Raw genomic sequence first — 20,312 nt, 5'->3', positions numbered from 1 at the left:
AGAGGGGGGTGTTGAAATTGTTGTGCCCAACCAATATCGACTTCCGTCCGAGGCCAACCGCGCGCTGGTACACGTGATAATGGCTGTGCGGGACCGGATGCTTGGATCAGGGAGGGGAGTGGCGTGAGCCTGAGGTTCGCCTTCTATGGCCGAGTGAGCACGGAGGACGCTCAAGACCCGGAGGCGAGCCGCAGCTGGCAGAAGCGGCGTGCCATGGACCTGATCACTCCGCACGGCGGATTCATCGCCGCCGACTACTTCGATGTGGGACAGAGCCGTTCACTGCCGTGGAAGCGCAGGCCAGAGGCGTCACGTCTGCTTGCTGATGTCGCTTGTCGGGACCGTAGCTTTGATGCCGTAGTGATTGGGGAACCCGCCCGTGCGTTCTACGGGCCGCAGTTCGCGCTCACCTTCCCTGTCCTCACGCACTACGGAGTTGGCCTGTGGGTACCCGAGGTCGGCGGAGCGGTCGATCCCGGCTCCGAGGCACACGACCTGGTGATGACTCTGTTCGGCGGCATGAGCAAGGGAGAGCGCGCTCGAATCCAGATGCGCGTCCGTACGGCGATGTCAGCACTCGCGCACGACACCGCCAGATATCTCGGTGGTCGACCACCCTACGGTTACCGGCTCGTCGATGCCGGCCCGCATCCAAACCCTGCCAAGGCCAATCTTGGGCAGCGGCTTCACCGCCTCGAACCCGACCCCGCGACATCTTCGGTCGTCGAGCGGATCTACCGCATGTACGCCGACGGAGCGGGCCTGCGCTATATCGCGCAACGGCTCACCGACGATGGTGTACCGTCACCGAGCCAGTACGACCCGGCACGGAATCGGCATCGTGACCCACGAGGATGGTCCCATTCGGCGATCCGCGCGATACTCGACAACCCGGCGTACCGCGGTATCCGTGTTTGGGGCAAGCAGGAGAAATACGAGGTTCTGGTCAACCCCGATGATGTCGCTGCGGGGTATGAGACTCGTATGCGGTGGCGTGATGAGGCCGACTGGATCGCACCAGAACGCCGCACGCATGAAGCGCTGATCCGTGACGAACTAGCGCAGGCTGTTCGTCTTCGGATGCAGGCGCGGCGGGGTCCCGGTCTTGTTTGCAGCAGAGAGTCAACAGTGCCATATGCACTGCGTGGGCTGCTGTTCTGTGCCGCATGTGGACGGCGGATGCAGGGCGCTGCCCGCGCCGGGAAGCGAACAACACGCATCCTCTACCGTTGTGAGCTCGGTAAGTCGCGTTCGGTACCCGCGGACCTGAGTGATCACCCGCGCACCGTCTACCTCCGTGAAGATGAGGTGACTGCGCGACTTGACGAATGGATCGCCACCCTGGCCGATCCGGCCGACTTGGCACGCGGGCAAGACGCGGACCCGGTAGCAGGGGCTGGCTACGCGGCCTTGCGGCGCCAGCTCAGCGAGGCGAATGCGAAGGTTGCTGCTCTGGTTACCGCCGTGGAGTCTGGTGTGGCCGTTGAGGATTTGACTGTTGCATTGCGCCGCCGCACCGCCGAGCGCGACGAGCTGAAGGTCCGTCTTGAGCAAGCGGAGCGACCTCGCGTCATGACTGCCGCACAAATCAGCGAGTTGGTTGAGGAATTGGGCGGGCTGTCAGCAGTGCTTGGTGAGGCAACCGGGGCGGAACGCGCTCAGGTATACGCAAGCCTGGGCCTGCGCCTCGACTACGACCCGCATCTTCAGCGAGTCACGGCGACTGCCGACTTAAGTCGTGTCGCCGGACGTGTCCGAGGGGGGACTTGAACCCCCACGCCCATTAGTAGGGCACTAGCACCTCAAGCTAGCGCGTCTGCCATTCCGCCACTCGGACTCGACCAACCTCATGAGTTGGCAGCTAAGGCTATCGGATCGAGTCGCGTCGGCCCAATCGGCCTCGACCGACGCGCCTCACCGTCATCTCGCAGGCGTGGTAGGAAAGGTGACTGTGACCGGTGCGAGCGAGGCTGAGCCCAACAACCCTTTCAATCCGGCAGACGACGTGGCCGAAACCGTCAGCAAGCTGATCAGGTTCGACACCAGCAATACCGGCGAGCTCGAGACCACCAAGGGCGAGGCCGAGTGCGCCCAGTGGATCGCCGAGCAGCTCGCCGAAGTCGGTTACCAGACGGAGTACATCGAGTCCGGGGCACCCGGGCGGGGCAACGTGTTCGCCCGCCTGCCCGGCGCGGACCGTACCCGCGGCGCATTGATGATCCATGGGCACCTCGACGTGGTCCCCGCCGAACCGGCCGATTGGAGTGTGCACCCGTTCTCCGGCGCCATCGAGGACGGCTACGTCTGGGGCCGCGGCGCGGTCGACATGAAGGACATGGTCGGCATGACGCTGGTGCTGGCCCGGCATTTCCGGCGCGCCGGCATCGTGCCGCCGCGGGACCTGGTGTTCGCGTTCGTCGCCGACGAGGAACACGGCGGCAAGTACGGGGCGCAGTGGCTGGTGGACAACCGCCCGGATCTGTTCGACGGCGTCACCGAAGCGATCGGCGAAGTCGGTGGGTTCTCGCTGACCGTGCCCCGACATGACGGCGGGGAGCGTCGGTTGTACCTGATCGAGACCGCCGAGAAGGGCATCCAGTGGATGCGGCTGACCGCGCGGGGACGGGCGGGACACGGGTCGATGGTGCACGACAACAACGCCGTCACCGCCGTTGCCGAAGCTGTGGCCCGGCTCGGCCGGCATCAGTTCCCGCTGGTGTGCACCGACACCGTCGCCCAATTCCTGGCCGCGGTCAGCGAGGAGACGGGGCTGTCTTTCGACGTCGCCTCACCCGACCTCGACGGAATGATCGACAAACTCGGCCCGATGGCGCGGATGCTGAAGGCCGTGCTGCACGACACCGCGAACCCCACGATGCTCAAGGCGGGTTACAAGGCCAACGTGGTGCCGGCGACAGCCGAAGCGGTGATCGACTGTCGGGTGCTGCCCGGGCGCCTGGCGGCGTTCGAAGCCGAGGTGGACGCCCTGCTGGGGCCGGACGTGACCCGGGAGTGGATCAGAAGCCTGGGCTCCTATGAGACGTCGTTCGATGGCGATCTGGTGGACGCCATGAACGCCGCCGTACTGGCGCTGGACCCGGGCGCCCGGACGGTGCCGTACATGCTGTCCGGCGGTACGGACGCAAAAGCGTTCATGCGCTTAGGAATTCGCTGCTTCGGCTTCAGCCCGCTGCGGCTGCCGCCGGACCTGGACTTCACCTCGCTGTTCCATGGCGTCGATGAGCGGGTACCCATCGACGCGCTGAGGTTCGGCACCGAAGTGCTGGCGCACTTTCTCACCCACTGCTGATGACACGAGAGGACTGACAATGACAGTGCCCAACCCCTACGACGCGCTGCCCGACCTGCCGTCGTTCACCCTGACCTCGGAATCGATCACCGACGGTCAGCCGCTGTCCAACGCGCAGGTCAGCGGGATCATGGGGGCCGGGGGTGAGGACGTCAGCCCGCAGCTGAGCTGGTCGGGCTTCCCCCCGGAGACGCGCAGCTTCGCGGTCACCGTCTACGACCCCGACGCTCCGACGGCCTCCGGGTTCTGGCACTGGGCGGTGGCCAACCTGCCCGGCGACGTCACCGAGTTGCCCGCCGGCGCCGGAGACGGCGGCGAACTGCCGGGCGGCGCGCTCACCCTGGCCAACGATGCGGGGCAGCGTCGCTACATCGGCGCCGCGCCGCCCCCGGGACACGGCCCGCATCGCTACTACGTCGCCGTCCACGCCGTCGATGTCGACAAACTGGATTTGCCGGAGGACGCCACCCCCGCTTACTTGGGCTTCAACCTGTTTCAGCATGCGATCGCCCGGGCGGTCATCCACGCGACCTACGAGCAGACGTAAGCAGCCAACCGGTGCGCGCGTGCGTGCTGGTCCTCCCCGGCGGCAAGGTGCGCAGTAACGAGCCGTCACGATGGTGGCAGCCGGCCAATCTCCGGATGGTGTTCATCGCGCGCGCACTACGACGCCGACTCGGTTCCGACGTCGTCGTGCGACGAGTCCAGTACCGGCTGCGCGGATGGAACAGCCCGCAGCGCGACCCGGTGCGCGACGCCGAGGACGTGCTGCGCCGCTGCCGACACCGATGGCAGCCGGAAAGCGTTGTGCTGGTTGGGCATTCGATGGGCGGACGGGTCGCCGCGCAGCTCGCTGCCCAGGGCGGCATCGCGGCCGTGGTGGCGCTGGCGCCGTGGTGGGCGGGGGACAAGGGCGACCTGATTCCCAAGGGCACCCGGCTGCTGGTCCTGCACGGCACCGCCGACACCAGGACGGACCCTCTCACTTCCTACGAACAGACACGGCGGGCCGTCCGGCGCGGGCTGGACGCTGAGTGGGTGGGTGTCGCGGGAGCGGGACACGCGATGGTTCGCCGGTGGCGTCAATGGCACGGCCGCACGGCCGATTTCGTCGCCGAGTCCCTAGCCCGAAATCATCGCCGCGGGCGGTCCGGGCAGCAACAATGAGGAGGCGCCCGTCCGCGCCCGTCCGCGCCCGTCGGCGGGTGGGCGGGGACCGGCCCTAGGTAGAAGGCGCCGTCGAGGAAATACGTCTTCGGATAGGTGTAGCCGGGAATGGTCCACAACTGGCCACCCACCACCAGGGTTTGGTTGACCGGATTAGTCGATGCAATGTCGATGGGAACGGTCGGAATATCGATGGCGACGTGGGCGCTGATCTGGCCCTGGTTGTTGCCGGTGACGAAAAGGCCGTTGCTGTAGTTGCGCCGGATGAAGGCGCCGGTGTTGACACTCCCCGTGTTGTAGTAGCCAGTGTTGTAACTGCCCGCATTCAGCCCGCCGGTATTGACGCTGCCTGCGTTGTAACTACCGGTGTTGGTGCTGCCCGCGTTGACGAAGCCGCAGTTGTAGTTGCCGGTGTTGGCGATTCCGGTATTGGTGCTGCCGGCGTTGAAGAAGCCTGTGTTGTAGTTGCCGGTGTTCCCGATTCCGGTGTTGGTGCTGCCCGGATTCGCGACGCCCCAGTTGCCGGTGCCGGAGTTTCCGATGCCGACGTTTCCCGTGCCGGAGTTGAACAGGCCGATGTTGCCGGTGCCCGAGTTCAGTAAGCCGAGGTCGGCGTTACCGGAATTCGACGCTCCGAAACCGATTTCGCCGTTGCCGGTCAGGCCGACGCCGATGTTGCCGGTGCCGGTGTTGGCGATCCCGACGTTGGTGTCGCCGGAGTTGGCGATGCCGAGGTTGGCATTGCCGACGTTCCAGCAGCCTCGGTTTCCGCTGCCGAGGTTTGCCGGGCCGATATTGCGGTCGCCCAGACCGGCCAGGCCGCCGTTGTCGGTGCCAATGCTTGCCAAGCCGCGGTTTGCGTCGCCGATGTTTGCGCTGCCGAGGTTGGCGCTACCGATGTTCGCCGATCCGATGTTGAAGTTGCCGATATTTGCCCGACCGATGTTGCCCTGGCCCAGGTTCGCGAAGCCGAGGTTGGTAACGCCCCGATCGGTTGCCGCGGCAGGTCCGAGATGTGGTGGCGACAGGGGAGTCAGCGCCGAGGCGATTGTCGAAGCCTCGGCGTGATAGGCGAATAGTGCGGACACATCCTGCGCCCACATCCGTTCGTATTCGGCTTCGGTGGCGGCGATAGCCGGTGCATCGAGCCCAAGAAGGTTCGAGGTCACGAGTCGGATCAGTGCGGCGCGGTTGGTCGAGATGATCTCCGGGTGCACGGTCGCTGCTTGTGCTGCTTCGAAAGCGCCGGCTGCCAGTCGTGCTTGACTGGCGGCTTGATCGGCGTGTACCGCCGCCCTGCTCAGCCAGCCCACATAGGGCGTCACAGCGTCCTGCATCGCAGCCGCCGCTGCACCCTGCCAGGACGAGCCGGCCAGGCAGGCGGTCAGCATGGGCATTGCCGCTGCGCAGGAACGCAATTCAGCGCCAAGAGTCTGCCAGGCGGCCGCGGCGTTAAGGATAGGGCTGGGTCCGGGGCCGGCAAACATCCGCCAGGAATTGTGCTCGGGCGGAAACCTGGCCAAGTCCATCACATCTCCCTAAGCCGAAACAGCTGGTCCGCGCCGCATCAGGGCCGTGCAGTCAGATGGCTGCGGGGTAGGTCGTCCCGCCCTGCGATGAGTTAGCTACGCCGACCGGGATTCACCGACATTGGAAGGGAGTTGCGGGTTATCCGCAAACGGCTCGCGTCGAGGTTTCGATATCGGCCGCCCCACCGCGCGCTCGTCTATCAAGTTGCTTCCCTGATGCGAAAGCGACTTTAAAGCAATAACTTTCGGACTCGGTCGTCCATCCGAGGGGGTGGTCGCGGAATTGAAATGCCGTGTCATCCTCCCCCAAGGGGGGGAAGAAAATTCATCCGCCGAATCCACCCGCTGCCCGAAGTCGGAGCGGCGGTAGTCACGCGAAAGCCGTAGCTGAGCTGTGGCCCTGCCAGGCAATCCCATTACCGCGACGGATCCAAGCGATGTCGTTCATGTCGGCCAACACAGCAGCTTTGTCAGCGGCAGCAGCCGATGTCGTCGGTATCGGCTGGTCCCCACGCTCGGCACACGAGGCAGGCGCGGTCCCGACGATGTCGGTGTTGGCCGCGGGCACCGATGAAGTCTCGACAGCGGTGGCCGCATTCTTCGCCGACCATGGCCATGCCCGTCAACTGGTGAGCTCTCGACTGATGGCGTATCAGGACGAGTTGGTGCGCACGCTCGATGCCAGCGCCCGAGCGTATGGGGCACGGCGGCAACGGCGGACTGAGGGTACGGCCGGCGCCGGAGGTGCCGGCGGGGCGGGGACCGGCGACGGCGCAGCCGGCAGCGGTGGATTGGCGAGGGCGGCGGTGAGGGCGGCCGTGGGGGCAACGGCGTTAACGGCAACGGCGGTAACGGCAACGGCATCCCCACCAATCGCGGTGCCGGAGGCAACATCGGCGGGACCGGCGGCGGCGGGGGCTGGGGCGGCGACCGGCGGAGACGGTGGCGGTGGGAAGAGTTCCGGCCAGGTCGGCGGCCGCGGTGGCGAAGGCAACCCCGCCGACCCGCCGGTCGGCAGCACCGGCGGCTCCGGCGGTTCGGGCGGCGCGGCCGGCGCCGGTGGAATTGGTGGCGATCGAGCGACGTCGATCGCGTAGTGGCGAGGCCCGGCCTAACCCGGCGGCGTCTCCCGGTCGCCCACCGCCGACCCGACGGCCTGGCTCAGCGATGCGAACCCACCCTCGTGCAACCGGCGGGCGATGCCGTCGTGAATCTCCTTGGCCCACAGGCCTCCGCCGTAGATGAACCCGGTGTAGCCCTGCAGTAGCGAGGCGCCCGCGGTGATCCGCTCCCACGCGTCGTCGGCGGTTTCGATGCCGCCCACGCTGATCAGTACCAGTCGATCGCCGACCCGGTCATACAGCCTGCGCAGAATCTGCACCGCACGGCGCGCTACCGGCGGCCCGGAGATGCCGCCGGCGCCCAGCGCTGCCACGCCTGGGGTGCGCAAGCCGTCGCGCGAGACCGTGGTGTTGGTCGCCACGATGCCGGCCAGGCCCAGCTCCACGGCAAGGTCGGCGATCTCGTCGACGTCCGAATCGGACAGGTCCGGGGCGATCTTGACCAGCACCGGGGTGCTCGACGCTTCGGCGAGCACCGCCGCCAGGATCGGCCGCAGCGACTCGACGGCCTGCAGGTCGCGCAGTCCCGGGGTGTTTGGTGAGCTGACGTTCACCACCAGATACGACGCCAGGGGTGCCAATAGTCTTGCGCTCCAACGGTAATCGTCAACAGCCTGGCTGGGCGGAGCCATCTTGGTCTTGCCGATATTCACGCCCAGCGGGATATCGGGGACATGCATGGCCAGCCGTGCCGCCAGCGCGCCGGCACCGTGATTGTTGAAGCCCATGCGATTGAGCAGCGCCCGATCCTCCGACAATCGGAACAGCCGCGGTGTTGGGTTTCCCGGCTGGGCGTGCGCGGTGACGGTGCCGATCTCGGCGTATCCGAAACCCATTGCGCCCCAGACTGACAGCCCCGTTCCGTCTTTGTCGAACCCGGCGGCCAAACCTAGCGGTCCGGGAAAGTTCACCCCGAACACCGTGCTGGCCAGCACCGGGTCGGTCGGCCCCAGCCACCGGCCCAAACGCCGGCGCACCGGCGCTGCCGCCGTGGCGCCGCGCAATCCCGCAAACACCAGGGTGTGGGCGCGTTCGGCCGGAACCGTGAACAGCAGACTGCGCAGCAACCCATACATCGATGTCACGATTCCGGCTGTTCGGGCAATCGGTTCTCCATGCGACTCTTCTTGCGACGCAACAACACCCGTCTGCTCCCGTCGGTGTAGAGGCGCACCCTGGTCAACTCCCAGCCGCGGTACTCGGCCTCGATGGAAAGACGGGTGGACGCACTGACCCGCGTCACGTCGGGCGGCAGCCGCAGCGGCACCCACTCGTAGTCGTCGGACATGTCGGCTTCCCACCCGGCTGGTAGCCGGCTCCAGCGCGGCGCGGGCCCGGAGTTCACGGCCTGCGCCCCGCATGCTCGATGATCTGCACCCCGGCGCCCGACCCCGACACCACGTACAAGGTGTCCGACGCCTCGTCGAAGGCCAGCGAGTTCGGTTGCTGCACGGTTGGGTAACGCACCTTTTCCACGGGTATGCCGGTGCTCAGATCGTAACCAATGACGGTGTTGGACGCTGTCTGGGACACCCAGGCCAGGTCTCGTGACCCGACCAGACCGTACGGGGCCTGCCGCACCGGGAACGCTTGTCGCAAGATCAACGGGTCCACCCCGTACACCAGCAGTTGGCCCCCGCGGGTGTCGGCGACGAGCACCCGCCCCTGCGGGTCGGCGGCCAACGTGGTGGCGCCTTCGCCGGCCCGTAGCGACTGCGCGGCCCGGCCGTCGGGTCCGATTGTGGTCACCGATGTCTGGCCGCGATCCAGCACCACTGTCGTATTGCCTTGGGTGACAAGGGCATCCACGCGCGCAAAGATCTTGTTGCGGTTGGCGACCGTGCCGTCGGCGGCCAGTGAATACACCGCACCGTCTGCGCTGCCCAATACCAGCCTGCCGTCGGCGCGGCGCGCGATGGCGGTGAATTCGTGACCACCGTCGACCGTTGTCGCGATGCTCTGGCCGGTGCCCAGATTGACTGTGGCGTAGCCGTCGCGTCCCGAGAGATAGACCGTGCCCTGCCCGTCGCCGGTCAGGGCGGTGGCCGGACCCGGCAGGCTGATCACGCGCGCAGCGCCCTGCGTGCCGAGTACCGCGATGCTCGCCGGTCCTGCGGTGTCATCGGCAGGGGAGAGGACCACCAGCTGCCGGGAGCCGGCGTCGAACAGTGCGCTTTGTGGGCGCCCGCCCAGGGGTCGCACCGCCCCCGCGGGATTCCGGGCCGGTGGAGAGACGGCCGGCCGGGCGGGTTCGATCGTGGGCGGCGCCGAACTGAGCGGGTTCGTTGAACACCCGGAGACCGGCGCAATCAGAGTCAGCAAACTAAAGATGGCAACAAATGCCTGATGAAGACCGTTCCACTTCGCCGTGAGCAATCCGAATCTCCCATAGTTTCCGCCAGCACGTCAAATTCTAAGGAACGTCATCGCGCTCAATCTCGCCATGTTCGACGTATAAAACGGTGCAGCGGAGGTATTCTCACCGCATGACCGTCACCGCTGACCGGCATACCGCAGACCAAGAGTTTGCGGTCGAGGACATAACGCCTGGCATTTTCGCCAGTGGTTATGGACAAGTCGGAGATGGGCGCAGTTTTTCCTTTCACATCGAACACCGCTCACTCGTTGTAGAAATTTACCGGGCGGGTTTGGTTGCACCGGTTCCGCAGGCTGAAGACGTTGTCGCTCGCGCCGTGCGCAGCGTGCTGGACATCGACCTCACCGATGAGCGCAGCTTAGCTGCCGCGGTGCGCGACTCGGTGGCTCGCGCGGTGCCAGTCGCGCGTTAGCGCGACCGCACCGCGGCCGGGTGGCGGCCACACCGGGTACGGTCGTCGTCGTGTCTGCGGTAGCACCGATGTCCTGGGGGCAAGTCATTGTTCTGTCCGTGGTGCAGGGTCTGACCGAGTTTCTGCCGGTTTCCTCCTCTGGGCACCTGGCCATCGTGTCGCGGCTGTTCTTCAGCGCCGACGCCGGCGCGTCGTTCACCGCGGTGAGCCAGTTGGGCACCGAGGCCGCGGTACTCGTCTACTTCGCACGCGACATCGTGCGCATCCTGCGCGCCTGGTTCAACGGGTTGTTCGTCAAGTCGCACCGCAACGCCGACTACCGGCTGGGCTGGTATGTGATCATCGGCACCATTCCGATCTGTGTGCTCGGGCTGCTCTTCAAAGAGGTCATCCGCTCCGAGGTGCGCAACCTGTGGGTGGTGGCCACCGCGATGGTGGTGTTCTCCGCGGTGATCGCGCTCGCCGAGTACATCGGCCGTCGCAATCGGGACATCGAGCAGCTGAACTGGCGAGACGCGATCGTCGTCGGCTCCGCCCAGTGCCTGGCGCTGGTGCCCGGGGTGTCGCGCTCGGGCTCGACCATTAGCGCGGGCCTGTTCCTCGGGTTGGAACGCGAACTGGCCGCTCGCTTTGGTTTCCTGCTGGCGATCCCGGCGGTGTTCGCGTCGGGGTTGTTCTCCCTGCCCGACGCGTTCAAGCCGGTCACCGAAGGGATGAGCGCCACCGGTCCGCAACTGCTGGTGTCCATCCTGATCGCGTTCGTCATCGGCCTGGCGGCGGTGACCTGGTTTCTGCGTTTTCTGGTGCGCCACAACATGTTCTGGTTTGTCGGTTACCGCGTGATCGCCGGTGGTGCCGTTCTGATTCTGCTGGCGACCGGGACGTTGGCCGCCACATGACCGTCCTGCTGCTGCGCCACGGCCGGTCCACGTCGAACACCGCCGGAGTATTGGCCGGCCGCTCCGAAGGTGTCGACCTCGACGACAAGGGTCGCGAGCAGGCCGCCGGCCTGATCGATCGGATCGGTGACCTTCCCATCCGCGCGGTGGTCTCCTCGCCGCTGTTGCGATGCCGTCGCACCGTCGAACCGCTGGCCCGCGCGCTGTGCATCGCGCCTGTGATCGAGGACCAGCTCGCCGAGGTCGACTACGGCGAGTGGACCGGCCGCAAGCTCGGCGAGCTGGTCAACGAGCCTTTGTGGCGGGTGGTGCAGGCCCACCCCAGCGCCGCGGTCTTTCCCGGTGGTGAGGGCCTGGCACAAGTTCAGGCACGCGCTGTCGCGGTCGTTCGCGAACACGACCGGCGGCTGAGCGAACAGTACGGCGGTGACGTGCTGTGGGTGGCCTGCACCCACGGCGACGTCATCAAGTCACTGATCGCCGATGCGTACGGCATGCACCTGGACAGCTTCCAGCGCGTCAACGCCGACCCGGCCTCGGTCAGCGTCATCCGCTACACGGCGCTGCGGCCGTTCGTGCTCCATGTCAACCACACCGGTACGCGGCTGTCGGCGGGCCTGCGGGCCGCGCCCGCCGCCGAGACCAAGGAGCCGCCGACCGGCGACGCGGTCGTCGGCGGCTCGACAAATTAGCCGAGCCCGTGCTCAGCGCTCCGACACGCCCGGCCGTCGCCCGGACCGGCGGACGAAGCGCACGGCGGCGGCACTCGCACGGTATTTTGGAAGTGCCATGGCCCGCGCAATCCACGTATTCCGCACACCCGACCGCTTCGTGGCCGGGACCGTCGGGCAGCCCGGAAACCGCACGTTCTACATCCAGGCCGTGCACGATGCCCGGGTCGTCTCGGTCGTCTTGGAGAAGCAGCAGGTAGCGGTTCTCGCCGAACGCATCGGCGCGCTGCTTCTCGAAGTCAACCGTCGCTTCGGCACCCCGGTGCCCCCGGAGCCCACCGAGGTCGACGACCTCAGCCCGCTGATCATGCCCGTCGACGCCGAATTCCGGGTCGGGACGATGGGGCTGGGCTGGGATTCCGAGGCGCAGACCGTGGTCGTGGAACTGCTGGCCGTCACCGACGCGGAGTTCGACGCTTCCGTCGTGCTCGACGACACCGACGAAGGGCCCGACGCGGTACGGGTGTTCCTCACCCCGGAATCGGCACGACAGTTCGCGACCAGGTCCAACCGCGTCATCTCGGCCGGTCGCCCGCCGTGCCCGCTGTGCGAGGAACCCCTGGACCCCGAGGGCCACATCTGCGCGCGCACCAACGGCTACCGGCGCGAGGCGCTCTTCGGGTCCAGCGATGACGCCGAGGAATGACCAACACGAGATGCTGCGCGACGGCGAGCTGACTGTCCTGGGGCGGATCCGTTCGGCGAGCAATGCCACCTTCCTGTGTGAGGCAACGCTGGATTCGCAATGCGTGCACTGCGTCTACAAGCCCGTCTCCGGCGAGCAACCGTTGTGGGACTTCCCTGACGGGACGCTGGCGGGCCGCGAACTCGCGGCCTATCTGGTGTCGCGCCAGCTGGACTGGAACATCGTGCCGTACACCATCATTCGCGATGGTCCGGCGGGGCCGGGAATGTTGCAGCTGTGGGTGCAGCAACCCGGCGACGCCGCCGACTCCGAGCCGCGGCCCGGCCCCGACCTGGTCGACCTGTTCCCGACCGGCAAGCCGCAGCCCGGCTACCTGCCGGTGCTGCGCGCGTATGACTACGCCGGCGACGAGGTCGTCCTGATGCACGCCGACGACCGTCGGCTGCGTCGCATGGCGGTGTTCGACATCCTGGTCAACAACGCCGACCGCAAGGGCGGCCACATCCTCTTCGGCCTCGACGGGAACGTCTACGGGGTCGACCACGGAGTCACCCTGCACGTCCAGGACAAGCTGCGCACCGTGCTGTGGGGTTGGGCGGGCAAGCCGATCGACGACTCCACCATGGAGTCGGTGGCAGCCCTGGCCGATGCGCTGCGCGGCCCGTTGGCCGACGAACTCAGGGGCCACATCACCAGCGCCGAAATCGCGGCGCTGATCCGGCGTACGCAGGCGCTGCTGGCCGAGCCCGTGATGCCCGGACCCGACAGGCATCGCCCCATTCCCTGGCCGGCGTTCTGAGCGGGCGCACACCGTCGGCGATACTGGGGCGGTGAACCCGGCCGCGCGTGACCAGACCGACGCCGCGCTGGCCGCTGATCTCGCCGCCGAAGCGGGGGAGTTGCTGCTCAAGGTGCGCGACGAGGTCGGCTTCGACTATCCGTGGGAACTCGGTGACGCCGGTGACCGGCTGGCGAACTCGCTCATCTTGCGCCGCTTGCGGGCCGAGCGGCCCGGCGATGCGGTGCTCAGCGAGGAGGCGCACGACGACCTGGTCCGGCTCAAGTCCGACCGGGTGTGGATCGTCGACCCGCTCGACGGCACCCGCGAGTTCTCCACCCGTGGGCGCGACGATTGGGCGGTGCACATTGCGCTCTGGCAGCGAGGTGCAATCGGTCGGCCGCAGATCACCGACGCGGCGGTGTCGCTACCAGCCCGCGGCAATATCGTCTACCGCAGCGACACCGTCACCTCCCTGGTGGACCTGGCCGCTGCCGGCATCCCCGGCGTTATCAGGATCGCCGTCAGCGCCACCCGGCCGCCGGCGATTCTGTACCGGATCCGGCAGATCCTGGACATCGAACTGGTGCGCATCGGCTCGGCAGGCGCCAAGGCCATGGCGATCATCGACGGCGTCGCCGACGCCTACCTGCACGCCGGGGGGCAGTGGGAATGGGATTCGGCGGCGCCGGCGGGCGTGGTGCAGGCGGCGGGGATGCATGTGTCGCGCCTGGACGGGTCGCCGATGATGTACAACCAGCTCGACCCGTACCTGCCTGACTTCGTCATGTGCCGCGCCGAGCTGGCGCCGATCCTGCTCGACGCCATCCGCCAGTCCTGGTGGTGATCCTCAACGGCCGAATCGACGGCGCCAGTCTTTCGCCGACAGTGCTCTGACGATTTTTTCCACCGCGCGGCCCTTCCTGGGGCTGTAGGGATACCACAGCAGCTCCTTTTTCATGGCGACGCGGTCGGCGACGATGCTCTTGGTGCGGCAGTACTTGCGGATCCCCTCGGCGCCGCCCGAGCGCGAGCCGAGTCCGGATTCGTGCCACCCGGCCATTGGGACACCGAACTGCAACAGGCCGGTGATCACGTTGTTGATGTTCACCGTCCCGGTATTCCATTGCCGGGCAAGTGCGTTGGCTTTGCTTTTGTCGCGAGTCCACACGCTGCCCGACAAGCCGAGTTTCGAGTCGTTGGCTTTCGCTATCGCCTCGGCAGCGTCACGCACCTTCATGACCGGCAGGGTCGGTCCGAAAGTCTCCTCACGCATGCAATCCATCGTGTGATCGACGTCGACGAGCACGGTCGGCTCGTAGAAGAGGCCGGGCCCACCGGCCGACTTGCCGCCGATGAGCACCCTGGCTCCCTTGCTGACGGCATCGTCGACATGGCGAGTCACCATGGCGAGCTGCTGTGCGGTGGTCATGGCGCCGATCTCGCAGGAGTAGTCGTGGGCGGCGTCCATACCCTGGCGCAGCTGCGCTGTCCTGGCCACCAGCTTCTGCACGAACTCGTCGTAGACCGGCGCCTCGACGTAGACCCGCTCAACCGAGATGCAGACCTGACCGGAGTAGGCGAAGCCGCCCCAGACCGCGCCGTCGACCGCTCGGTCGATGTCAGCATCGGCGCAGACGATCATCGCGTCCTTGCCGCCAAGCTCCAAGTCGCATGGGATCAACCGCTGCGCGGCGCTCACAGCGATGCGTCGGCCGGTGTTGACCGAGCCGGTGAACATGACGTAATCGACCACGTCAACCAGCGCCGCACCGGTTTCGCCGTAGCCGAACACCACGTCGAGCACGTTCGGGGCTCCGATCTCTTTCCAGCCGTCGACGACCATTTGCCAGGCGAGCGGCGCGAACTCTGAGGGCTTGGACAGCACGGCGCAACCCGCCATCAATGCCGCTGGGATGTCGAGAAGCGGCACCGAAAGTGGACCGTTCCACGGGGTGATCACCCCGACGAGTGGGTACGGCTCGTAGGCGATCGTCAGCTTCTTGGCCGCGTTGGCCGCGCCGTAGGGTCGCACCGCCCGTTCTGCCAAGAAGGCGTCGGCGTTGTCGATCCAGTAGTTGATGATCTGCACGGCGGCGATCTCGACGCCGGCATCCGCCCACGACTTGCCCGTTTCCAGTTGCAGCAATGTCAGCACCTGGTCACGGTGGTCCAGCATCCAGTCGCGCCACCTGCCCAGCCAGTGGGCGCGGCCCCCGACACCGAGATGTCGCCACGCGGGCTGGGCGTCGCGCAGCCGTGCCGCCGCCGCCTGTACCTGATGGGGCCTCGCCACCGGGACGCTGCCGAGCGCTTCCCCGGTGGCCGGACAGGTGACTGCTACCTCGTCGGGTTCATAAGGCTGCTCTCGGTTTGCGACGCTCGCTCGATCTGAGCGACGAGTGATGTCGGTCGTCATCGGTTCTCCTGTGGTCGCCGTGCGAGTCGATGATCCTGCACCGCGCCCACAGACATCATCGGCAAAACCGCGTAGGTTTCCGGCTGAAGGCAAACGGAAAGCGGTAACCAGCCGTGCGCGGTGGCGGATTCGGAAGGTGCTAGCCACGCCGACCGTCCCGAGTCGGCGCGCACGAGCGAGACGTGGACTCGGCTCTGACGAGGTGGAGCGGTGTGAGTAGGCGTAGGCCGACCGGAACGGTGACCGTGCTATCGGCTGACCATATTGCGTCCCAACGAGCCAGCCGTGTCTTTGCCGAGGCCGTCGCTGACCACGACGGTGTGCAACTGCCCGACCCGGACGTGGAGCCGGCCCTGACTGCCGTTTCGGTGGCGGCCTTCGCCCGCGCCAGTGATGCGGTGGCAGCCGCTCTGCGGTTGGGCGCTTCGGCGAAACTTCAGGTTCGCATCGGGATACACACCGGCGAGGTTCATCGTTGCGACGCAGGTGAATACGCCGCGCCGACCCTGCGGGTCGCTGCGCGGCTGCGCGACCTCGCCGGTGACGGCCAGGTGCTGATATCCGCAGCCACCGCGGCGTTGGTGCAGGATCGACTACCTGACGCGGCGTGGCTGAGCGATGTGGGCGCTCACCCGCTCGCGAACTCTGCCAGGCCAGAGCGGGTGGTGCGGCTGTGCCACCCCGAACTCGCCGACGAAGCCCCGCCCCGCGTCGCATCGAATCCGCCCATGCCTCGGCAACTTCCAGTTCAAACGAGCAGCTTCGTGGGTCGTACCACGGAGCTTGCCGAGGTGAGGTGTTTGCTGCAGACCCACCGCCTGGTGACGTTGACGGGCGCGGGCGGAGTGGGAAAGACCCGGCTCGCGATCGAGGTAGCCGCACAGGTAGCCGACAGGTTCGGCGACGGGGTTTGGTTCGTGAACTTGGCACCGATCCGCGACCCGGGCATGGTGCCGATGGTGATGGCGCGCGCACTGGGACTACCCGACGCGCCGGACAGCTCGACCACAACTGCGATATTGGCTAAATTCATCGGCGAGCGCTGTGCGCTGGTGATTCTGGATAACTGCGAGCACCTGCTCGACGCGAGCGCATCGCTGATCGCCGCGCTCGCGTCCGCGGGAGGCAGATCGAGGGTGCTCACGACCAGCCGCCAACCGCTGGGCGCAGCCGGCGAAGTCAGCTGGAGGGTGCCGTCGCTCGCGCTGGGCGACGAAGCGGTCGAACTGTTCTCCCACCGTGCCGCTGAGGCTCGCGCGGGGTTCACGGTGACCGCTGAAGATGCCGAAAGTCTGGCCGAGATCTGCCGCCGCCTCGACGGCATACCACTGGCCCTGGAGCTGGCAGCGGCCCGGGTACGGGCGTTATCGCTGGCCGAGATACTGGACACGTTGCACGATCGCTTCCGGCTGATCACCGGCAGCGCCCGCGCAATCGTCGGCCGCCACCAGACGTTGCGTGCGTCCGTGGATTGGTCACACGAGCTGCTGACGCATCTCGAACGAATCCTTTTTCGCCGCCTGTCGGTGTTTCACGGCGGCTTCGATCTCGGCGCCGTCCAGGCGGTCGCATCGGGAACCGACTTGCCGCGCGGCGAGGTCTTGGAACTCCTGATTCTGCTTGTCGACAAGTCGCTCGTGCTCGCGGACCACGGTCGGCGACAAACTCGCTATCGGCTCCTGGAAACGGTGCGGCAATACGCCGCGGAGAAGTTGGGCGAATCCGGCGAGACGAACATGCTGCGCGAACGTCACCGCGACCACTTCACCACGCTGGCGACGGTGTCACCGGAGCCCGGACACCGTGACGACGAGCGGCTGATCGAGTGGGCCGACGCCGAAATCGACAATCTCCGTGCGGCGTTCACGTGGAGCCGGGAAACGTCCGACGTCGAGTCGGCGCTGCGATTGGCCTCCTCGCTGCAACCGCTGTGGCGCGGGCGTGGTCGCGCCGACGAGGGACGTGCCTGGTTCGACGCCATCCTCGAGAAAGGCGAAGACGATCCGGACCGGGCGCTGTCGGTGCGGGCCCGAGCGCTGGCCGACAAGTCTGTTCTGACCGCCTACACCAGTGGCCACGACAGCCTGGCGCAGGCGCAGCAGGCCCTGGCGATCGCTCGCGACCTCGACGACCCGGCGCTACTGGCGAATGCGCTCACCGCTTGTGGCTACAACACCGCCCACCAGGCGCAGATCGCTCAGCCGTATTTCGCTGAAGCTACCGCGATCGCACGGACTATGGACGACCGCCGAATACTTGCCCGCTGCCTCACGGTGCAGGCTTACGGAGCGGTCATGGCGGGAGATCCGAAGCAAGCGGGGATCGCCGCCGCAGAAGCAGGCCAACTCGCCGAAGAGATCGGTGACCGGGTCGAGTCGCGCCGGTGCCGGACGTGGCTTGCCTGGTCGATGATCATGCGCGGGCAGCTGGACCAGGCTGCCGCACAGCTGCGCGAGGTGCGGGTGGAGGCTGAGATCGCCCAGGACAAGATGTATGTGGTGCTGAGCCTGATGGGTTTGGCCCATGCACTTGCCTACCTGGGTGATGACCGTGCAGCTGGTGATGCCGCTCGCGACGCCGTCGCCGCCGCGGCGGAGCTCGGGGGACTGTCCGAGAGCGCGGCCGGTGTAGCCCTGGCCGTCGCGGCCATTGCCGCGGGTGATGTCGAGACCGCACGGGACGCGGCCGATTTGGTCCGACAGCGCATCGGCAGCAGCGGGCAGGGACCGATCAACGTTGTGCCGATCGCGCAGGTCGCCTACCTCGGCGGTGACCTGTCGGCCGCCCGGTGGTGGGCGGACAAGGCGGTGGCGACGACCGCGGGCTGGCACCGGCTGCAGGCGTTGGCCACTCGTGCCGTCGTCGCGCGGTCGGAAGGTGATTTCGAACAAGCCGGACGCGACGTCGACGAGGCATTGGCCTACGGCGCGGAAAGCGAGGCGATGGTAGGGATTGCCCACGTGCTCGAATGCAAAGCCGAGTGCAGTGCAGAAGACGGCAACTACCGGGACGCGACGCGCATGTTCGCTGCGGCGCACGCCCTGCGTCGGCGAATCGGTGAAAATAGCTTCCCGTTGCGCCGTGCCGACCACGAATCTTTTCTCGCCGAGATTCGAACATCAATGGGTAAACTGGACTTCGATGCCGCCTGGGCTGCGGGCGCCAATTCCCCGATCGCCGAGGTGATCTCCTACACACTCCGGGGTCGGGGCGGGCGAAAACGCCCGACCATGGGGTGGGCGTCGCTGACCAGGACTGAGCGCGAGGTGGTCCGGCTGGTGAACGAGGGACTGGCCAACAACGACATCGCAGGACGGATGTTCATCTCGCCGCGCACGGTGCAAACTCATCTGACACACGTCTACGCCAAATTGGGCCTTGCCTCTCGCGCCCAGCTCATCCGGGAAACGGCGCGTCGGGATGGCTAGCCTCGTGCCGCTTGATTGCCCGACTCCTTCTCGCCCCGCTGCGCGGGGCGCATCGTCGCCGGGCTTAGGTCGGATTGCCCGACTCCTTCTCGCCCCGCTGCGCGGGGCGCATCGTCGCCGGGCTTAGGTCGGATTGCCCGACTCCTTCTCGCCCCGCTGCGCGGGGCGCATCGTCGCCGGGCTTAGGTCGGATTGCCCGACTCCTTCTCGCCCCGCTGCGCGGGGCGCATCGTCGCCGGGCTTAAAGTCGACGCATGCGGTCGTGGTCTTCTCCGCCGGTCCTGGCGTTACCCGGACGCGGCCCCGAACTACGGCTGTACGACACTTCTGACCGGCAGATCCGCCCGGTTACCCCCGGCAGCAAGGCCACCATGTACGTGTGTGGCATCACGCCGTACGACGCGACGCACCTCGGCCACGCCGCCACCTATCTCACGTTCGATCTCGTGCACCGCCTGTGGCTGGATATCGGCCACGACGTGCACTACGTCCAGAACGTCACCGACGTCGACGATCCGCTGTTCGAGCGTGCCGACCGCGACGGTGTCGACTGGCGCGAGCTAGCCGACCGGGAGGTGGCGCTGTTCCGCGAGGACATGACGGCGCTGCGGGTGCTGCCTCCGCACGAGTACGTCGGGGCCACCGAGGCTATCCCCGAGATGGTCGAACTCGTCGAGAAAATGGTTGCCTCCGGGGCGGCGTACGTCGTCGAGGGCGAGTACCCGGACGTCTACTACCGCGCCGACGCTACCCAGCAATTCGGCTACGAATCGGGTTACGACCGCGAGACCATGTTGGACCTGTTCGAACAGCGTGGCGGCGATCCGCGCCGGCTGGGCAAGACCGACGGACTCGACGCGCTGCTGTGGCGTGTCAACCGGCCCGGCGAGCCCAGTTGGCCGGCGCCGTTCGGAGCCGGCCGGCCGGGGTGGCACGTCGAATGCGCGGCCATCGCGCTGAGCCGCATCGGCAGCGAACTCGACATTCAGGGCGGCGGCAGCGATTTGATCTTCCCGCATCACGAGTTCACCGCCGCGCACGCCGAATGTGTCAGCGGCGAACGCAGATTTGCCCGTCATTACGTGCACGCCGGGATGATCGGCTGGGACGGGCACAAGATGTCCAAGAGCCGGGGCAACCTGGTCCTGGTGTCTCAGCTGCGCGCCCAGGGCGTCGACCCGTCGGCGGTGCGCCTCGGTCTGCTGGCCGGGCACTACCGTGCCGACCGCTTCTGGAGCCAGCAAGTGCTCGACGATGCGCACGCCCGCCTGAACCGCTGGCGAACCGCCACCTCGTTGCCTGCCGGTCCCGATGCCGCCGACGTCCTGGCCCGGGTCCGCCGGTATCTGGCCGACGACCTTGATACGCCGAAAGCGCTTGCGGCGCTGGATGGTTGGACGACTGACGCGCTCGAGTACGGCGGCCACGACGAGGCGGCGCCCAGGCAGGTGGCCACCGCGGTCGACGCGCTGCTCGGAGTCGCGCTGTAAGTCCG

At 67.1% G+C, this 20,312-nt stretch carries 17 protein-coding genes, 1 tRNA gene and 1 pseudogene; 13 read left to right on the top strand and 6 right to left on the bottom strand.

Annotated elements, in window-relative coordinates:
• Positions 1 to 123 precede the first annotated feature (123 nt).
• Positions 124 to 1,770 carry a recombinase family protein gene (locus tag JX552_RS17765; protein WP_012394803.1) on the top strand — a complete coding sequence of 549 codons (1,647 nt, stop codon included), beginning with the start codon at positions 124 to 126 and terminating at the stop codon, positions 1,768 to 1,770.
• Here the strand turns inward: JX552_RS17765 and JX552_RS17760 are convergent.
• Positions 1,752 to 1,837: transfer RNA gene (locus JX552_RS17760), tRNA-Leu, on the bottom strand. The genes JX552_RS17765 and JX552_RS17760 overlap by 19 nt on opposite strands.
• A 114-nt stretch (positions 1,838 to 1,951) precedes the next feature.
• On the opposite strand from JX552_RS17760, the gene JX552_RS17755 reads away from it, so the two are divergent.
• Genes JX552_RS17755 through JX552_RS17745 form a run of 3 tightly spaced genes read left to right on the top strand, consistent with a single transcriptional unit; the run spans position 1,952 to position 4,477 of the window.
• On the top strand, positions 1,952 to 3,310 hold the full coding sequence (locus JX552_RS17755) for a M20/M25/M40 family metallo-hydrolase (RefSeq protein ID WP_431195865.1): 1,359 nt from the start codon (positions 1,952 to 1,954) through the stop codon (positions 3,308 to 3,310).
• 19 nt (positions 3,311 to 3,329) lie between these two features.
• Complete coding sequence (locus tag JX552_RS17750; RefSeq protein ID WP_205873335.1) at positions 3,330 to 3,857, top strand: YbhB/YbcL family Raf kinase inhibitor-like protein; 528 nt, start codon at positions 3,330 to 3,332, stop codon at positions 3,855 to 3,857.
• 11 nt (positions 3,858 to 3,868) lie between these two features.
• Entirely contained in the window at positions 3,869 to 4,477 is a 609-nt protein-coding gene (locus JX552_RS17745; RefSeq protein ID WP_205873334.1) for an alpha/beta hydrolase, read from the top strand.
• A 209-nt stretch (positions 4,478 to 4,686) separates the two neighbouring features.
• On the opposite strand, the pseudogene JX552_RS17740 reads toward JX552_RS17745, so the two are convergent.
• Positions 4,687 to 6,006 (bottom strand): annotated as a pseudogene (locus JX552_RS17740) (PPE domain-containing protein); the annotation flags it as partial.
• 437 nt (positions 6,007 to 6,443) lie between these two features.
• Between JX552_RS17740 and JX552_RS33385 the strand changes: the two are divergent.
• On the top strand, positions 6,444 to 7,103 hold the full coding sequence (locus JX552_RS33385; RefSeq protein WP_205873332.1) for a PE family protein: 660 nt from the start codon (positions 6,444 to 6,446) through the stop codon (positions 7,101 to 7,103).
• A gap of 14 nt (positions 7,104 to 7,117) precedes the next feature.
• Here the strand turns inward: JX552_RS33385 and JX552_RS17730 are convergent, their stop codons facing one another.
• From JX552_RS17730 to JX552_RS17720, 3 genes are read right to left on the bottom strand one after another with little or no spacing between them, the layout of a single operon-like run.
• A complete protein-coding gene (locus JX552_RS17730) occupies positions 7,118 to 8,203 on the bottom strand; it encodes a quinone-dependent dihydroorotate dehydrogenase (RefSeq protein ID WP_205878522.1) in 1,086 nt (361 codons plus the stop codon).
• Between the two features lie 5 nt (positions 8,204 to 8,208).
• Positions 8,209 to 8,415 carry a DUF5703 family protein gene (locus tag JX552_RS17725; RefSeq protein WP_205873331.1) on the bottom strand — a complete coding sequence of 69 codons (207 nt, stop codon included), beginning with the start codon at positions 8,413 to 8,415 and terminating at the stop codon, positions 8,209 to 8,211.
• Positions 8,416 to 8,468: 53 nt separating this feature from the next.
• Positions 8,469 to 9,503: a YncE family protein gene (locus JX552_RS17720; RefSeq protein WP_431195864.1), complete on the bottom strand. Its 1,035-nt coding sequence runs from the start codon at positions 9,501 to 9,503 to the stop codon at positions 8,469 to 8,471.
• Between the two features lie 110 nt (positions 9,504 to 9,613).
• Here JX552_RS17720 and JX552_RS17715 point away from each other — a divergent pair, with 110 nt between their 5' ends.
• The 6 genes from JX552_RS17715 (at position 9,614) to JX552_RS17690 (ending at position 13,817) form a co-directional block, all read left to right on the top strand.
• A complete protein-coding gene (locus JX552_RS17715) occupies positions 9,614 to 9,916 on the top strand; it encodes a hypothetical protein (protein WP_205873329.1) in 303 nt (100 codons plus the stop codon).
• 68 nt (positions 9,917 to 9,984) lie between these two features.
• Positions 9,985 to 10,815 (top strand): undecaprenyl-diphosphate phosphatase, encoded by an 831-nt coding sequence (locus tag JX552_RS17710; protein WP_205878521.1) that lies wholly within the window; start codon positions 9,985 to 9,987, stop codon positions 10,813 to 10,815.
• Positions 10,812 to 11,507, top strand: a complete 696-nt coding sequence (locus tag JX552_RS17705) for a histidine phosphatase family protein (RefSeq protein WP_205873328.1) — start codon at positions 10,812 to 10,814, stop codon at positions 11,505 to 11,507. The genes JX552_RS17710 and JX552_RS17705 overlap by 4 nt, the downstream gene beginning before the upstream one ends.
• A gap of 97 nt (positions 11,508 to 11,604) precedes the next feature.
• Entirely contained in the window at positions 11,605 to 12,192 is a 588-nt protein-coding gene (locus JX552_RS17700) for a DUF3090 domain-containing protein (RefSeq protein WP_065132854.1), read from the top strand.
• Complete coding sequence (locus JX552_RS17695; protein WP_346779281.1) at positions 12,176 to 12,991, top strand: SCO1664 family protein; 816 nt, start codon at positions 12,176 to 12,178, stop codon at positions 12,989 to 12,991. Before JX552_RS17700 ends, JX552_RS17695 begins: the two co-directional genes overlap by 17 nt.
• Before the next feature lie 31 nt (positions 12,992 to 13,022).
• The gene (locus JX552_RS17690) at positions 13,023 to 13,817 is read left to right on the top strand and encodes a 3'(2'),5'-bisphosphate nucleotidase CysQ (protein WP_205873327.1); all 795 of its coding nucleotides are present in this window, start codon (positions 13,023 to 13,025) and stop codon (positions 13,815 to 13,817) included.
• A 3-nt stretch (positions 13,818 to 13,820) separates the two neighbouring features.
• Here the strand turns inward: JX552_RS17690 and JX552_RS17685 are convergent, their stop codons facing one another.
• On the bottom strand, positions 13,821 to 15,389 hold the full coding sequence (locus tag JX552_RS17685; RefSeq protein ID WP_205873326.1) for an aldehyde dehydrogenase family protein: 1,569 nt from the start codon (positions 15,387 to 15,389) through the stop codon (positions 13,821 to 13,823).
• Positions 15,390 to 15,601: 212 nt separating this feature from the next.
• On the opposite strand from JX552_RS17685, the gene JX552_RS17680 reads away from it, so the two are divergent.
• Together JX552_RS17680 and mshC are read left to right on the top strand one after the other, a co-directional pair.
• Positions 15,602 to 18,817, top strand: a complete 3,216-nt coding sequence (locus JX552_RS17680) for a helix-turn-helix transcriptional regulator (protein WP_205873325.1) — start codon at positions 15,602 to 15,604, stop codon at positions 18,815 to 18,817.
• A gap of 254 nt (positions 18,818 to 19,071) precedes the next feature.
• Positions 19,072 to 20,307: a cysteine--1-D-myo-inosityl 2-amino-2-deoxy-alpha-D-glucopyranoside ligase gene (mshC, locus tag JX552_RS17675; protein WP_205873324.1), complete on the top strand. Its 1,236-nt coding sequence runs from the start codon at positions 19,072 to 19,074 to the stop codon at positions 20,305 to 20,307.
• Positions 20,308 to 20,312: the final 5 nt, after the last annotated feature.

This window comes from Mycobacterium gordonae, assembly GCF_017086405.1.
Lineage (GTDB): Bacteria > Actinomycetota > Actinomycetes > Mycobacteriales > Mycobacteriaceae > Mycobacterium > Mycobacterium gordonae_D.
This window is presented reverse-complemented; position numbering and strand designations above follow the sequence as displayed.